The following is a 3,538-nucleotide window of genomic DNA, read 5'->3' on the forward strand; positions in this document are numbered from 1 at the left end:
GGCGGGGGCGGCCCGAACGGCGGGGGCGGCCCGAACGGCTGCACTCCCGGTGCCGGGTTCTGCGGACCGATGCAGATCACCGTGCAGCCGGGCAGCTGCGCCGGGGCCTGCTGCGGCGTGGGCTGCATCCACGGGAACATCGGTTGCTGGGTCAGCGTGGGTGGCGTCCCGCTCAAGTCGATGATCGGCGTCCGCGCGAACGGGTCGTCGGACGGCAGGCCGATGATGTTCATCGGCAGGTTTGGCCCGAGCCCTTCCGGATTCTCGTCGTGGGCGTTGCCCAGCGGCGGCGGCGGCCCGGTCAACGGCGGCAGGTCGACCGGGACGACGCCGGTCGCGTACGCGGCGGCCCAGCCGAGAACGTTCTGCGCGTAGGCCATCGAGTTGTTGTAGCGCAGGATCGCGGACATCACCTGCGACGGGTCGCGCAGGTTCAGCCCGCCGCTGCACAGGTACCGGGCCGCGGCCAGCGCCGAGTCGAACAGGTTCTGGGGGTCGGCCGTCCCGTCGCCCTTGCCGTCAACGGCGTAGCGCGCCCAGGTGCCCGGCAGGAACTGCATCGGCCCCATGGCGCGCGCATACGTCGGGCGGTTGCCGGCGCTGCTCTGCAGGATGACCTCGTTGCCGGGCAGCGAGCCGTCCAGCGCCGGACCGTAGATCGGGACGACGGCGGTGCCGCGCGCGTCCACGGCACCGCCGCCCGCGTGCCCCGACTCGATGCGCCCGATCCCGGCCAGCAGGTTCCAGCTCACCCCGCAGCCCGGCGCGGCGACGGCCATCTTCTGTTCGGCGCTGCGGTACGCGGCCAGGGCGATGGACGGGATGCCCAGCGCCCCAGGCTCATTCACGATCATCGGCGGCGGTGGCGCGGACGGCGCGGCCTCGGCGACGTGGAAGGCGGTCGGCGCACGCTCGAGGGAGATGACCACCGGGCCGGAAACATCGGGGAGCGCGGGAGACACCGCGGCCACCGGGGCGACGGCCGCGCTCACCGCCGAGGGGCGGTGAACCGGCGCCGGGTGCCCATGAAAAGGGGGCGCCGCGCCCCCGACGGCCCCCGCCAGCACCAATGGGGTGATCGCCACTACGCCGAAAGCCGGCGTCCGCGTCACGCGTAGCATTCGTTGCCCGACCGCCGCAGCGGCCGGGCCTAAACCCCAGCGTCCCCCAATGCGCACTCGACCGTCCTAAGGTCGCCAATTACCTACTTAGCTTCGTGAACCAGATCACAATACATAACCTGCGTGACGGGAGTGGCGCAATGGCTGACTTGATGATTACCGGGATTTCTTTGCGGACCGCTCCAAGTCGTCATCCGTCGCTACGGCCTTCCCATCCGCGCTTTCCGGTTGCAGCGCCGCCAGCATAGTGCGCAAGTCTTCCAGCTCGTGACGCAGGTATTCGCGCGTCACGACCTCGCCCACGGCCAGTCGCAGGGCGGCCAGCTCACGGGCGAGGTACTCGGTGTCGGCCTTGGTCTGCGCCGCGCGACGGCGGTCTTCCTCGAGCGTGACCCGGTCCCGGTTCTCCTGGCGATTCTGGGCCAACAGGATCAACGGCGCGGCGTACGCGGCCTGTGTGGAGAACGCGAGGTTGAGCAGGATGAAGGGGTAGGGGTCCCAGCGCAGTTCGGCCGCGAAGACGTTCACCACGATCCAGCCCACCACGATGACGGTCTGAATCAGCAGGTAGCGGCCCGTGCCGAAGAACCGGGCGATGGACTCGGTAACCTGCCCGACCGCCTCGGGGTCGAGCCGCGGGGAGTATCGGCGCGACGTCCGCGGGGTGTAGAGCCGTCGCGGTGCCGTGGACTTGCTCACGCGGGGCCTCCCAGTTTTTCGAGCCGGCCGGTGTCGAGCTGCTGCACGTCCGCGCGCCAGTCGTGCGGCAGCAGGTGATCGAGCAGGTCGTCGACGGTCACCGCGCCCAGCAGGTGGTGCTGGCCGTCCAGCACCGGTCCGCAGACCAGGTTGTAGGCGGCGAGGTAGCGGGTCACCGCGGCCAACGGCGTTTCCGGTGTCAACGTGAGCAGGTCGCTGTCGACGATCCCGCCGACCAGCTCGCTGGGCGGCTCACGGAGCAGCCGCTGCAGCTGCACGCAGCCCAGGTAGCGCCCGGTGGGGGTGGCCGTCGGCGGACGGACGACGAACACCATCGACGACAGGGCGGGGGTGAGGTCGGGATCGCGGACCCGGGCCAGCGCCTCGGCGACGGTGGTGTCGGGCGTCAGCACCACCGGATCGGAGGTCATCAACCCACCCGCGGTGTCGGGGGAGTGTTTCAGCAGCCGTCGCACCGGGGCGGACTCGCCCGGGTCCATCCGGGTCAGCAGCATCTCGGCGTCGGTCGGGTTCAGCACGCCGAGCAGGTCGGCGGCGTCGTCGGGGTCCATCTCCTCGAGCACGTCGGCCGCGCGCTCGGTGCCCAACTGCGACAGCACATCGGCCTGCTCGGATTCGGGGAGCTCCTGCAGGATGTCGGCCACCCGCTCGTCGCCCAACGCCTTGAACACCTCGTAGCGCCGCTTGGCCGGCAGGCCGCGGATGGTGTCGGCGACGTCGACGGCGCGGCGTCCCTCGAACTGGTCGAGCAGTTGCACCACCGCCTGGCCCGGCATGGCCAGCGCCGACGGGGTCAGGCCCTGCACGCTCTGCCAGTCCACCACGTGCACCGGGCCCCGGCGCCGCAGCCGCCGCTGGGTGCGCACGGCGACCCGGGTCACCAGCCAGTCGCGGGTGCGGGCCTGCTCGATGCCCAAGTCGGTGACCACGACGTCCAGCCCGGCCAGCTCGGGCAGCTCGGGATCGTTGACCCTCACCTGGGTGTCGAGCACTTGGCCGATCGCCAGCACCTCGCCCGGCCGCTGCTCGAAGCGGCGCAGGGAGACGTTGCCCGTATTGAGGGTCACCGCGTCGGGCTCGATCGCGGCGACCCGCAGCATCGGGATGAAAATGCTGCGGCGGGTGGCCAGGTCGACAACCAGGCCGAGGACGCGCGGCTGTTGGCGCACGATGCTGATGCTGATCACGACATCGCGGACGCGCCCGAAGTTTTCACCGAGCGGCCCCAACACCAACATTCGCGCCAGCCGCGCGATATACACCCTGTTGACCGATGCCATGCATGAGAGCCTAGGCAGCCGCCGTCCGGTTGGCAGGCGGCCACACCGCGGCGGGCCGGCTAACGCGTGTGCATGCCGAACATCGCGATGACCAAGAACACCACCAGGGTTCCGATCCCGATCACGATCCCGGTGACGGCCAGGCCGTAACCGTCCTGGTGCGTCTGCTTGATCTGGTTGAGCGCGATCGCGCCCAGCACGATGGCCAAAACCGAGCCGATGACACAGCAGACGAAACCGGCGAACGACGAGATGAGCGACGCGATCGCCAGGGCGTTCGTACGGGACTGCGTCGCGCCGTAGTAGTCCGGGGCGGGGTAGTAGCCGGACCCCGGGGGGTATGGGGGCGGACCGTACTGCGGGGGCCCTGGCTGCGGCGGCCCCGGCGAATACGGCGGGGGGCCGTACCCCGGTGCG

4 protein-coding genes are annotated in these 3,538 nt (G+C 70.7%); all 4 read right to left on the reverse strand.

The window, feature by feature from the left end:
• Positions 1–1,178: lytic transglycosylase domain-containing protein (locus AWC19_RS26780; protein ID WP_211285008.1), on the reverse strand; the 1,178-nt coding region annotated here is incomplete at its 3' end.
• A gap of 99 nt (positions 1,179–1,277) precedes the next feature.
• On the reverse strand, positions 1,278–1,820 hold the full coding sequence (locus tag AWC19_RS26785) for a DUF1003 domain-containing protein (protein ID WP_085081102.1): 543 nt from the start codon (positions 1,818–1,820) through the stop codon (positions 1,278–1,280).
• Positions 1,817–3,121: a magnesium transporter MgtE N-terminal domain-containing protein gene (locus tag AWC19_RS26790; RefSeq protein ID WP_085081103.1), complete on the reverse strand. Its 1,305-nt coding sequence runs from the start codon at positions 3,119–3,121 to the stop codon at positions 1,817–1,819. Before AWC19_RS26790 ends, AWC19_RS26785 begins: the two co-directional genes overlap by 4 nt.
• Before the next feature lie 59 nt (positions 3,122–3,180).
• A partial coding sequence (locus AWC19_RS26795; protein ID WP_142281440.1) for a DUF4190 domain-containing protein occupies positions 3,181–3,538 on the reverse strand: 358 nt, incomplete at its 5' end.

This window comes from Mycobacterium palustre (assembly GCF_002101785.1).
Taxonomy (GTDB): domain Bacteria; phylum Actinomycetota; class Actinomycetes; order Mycobacteriales; family Mycobacteriaceae; genus Mycobacterium; species Mycobacterium palustre.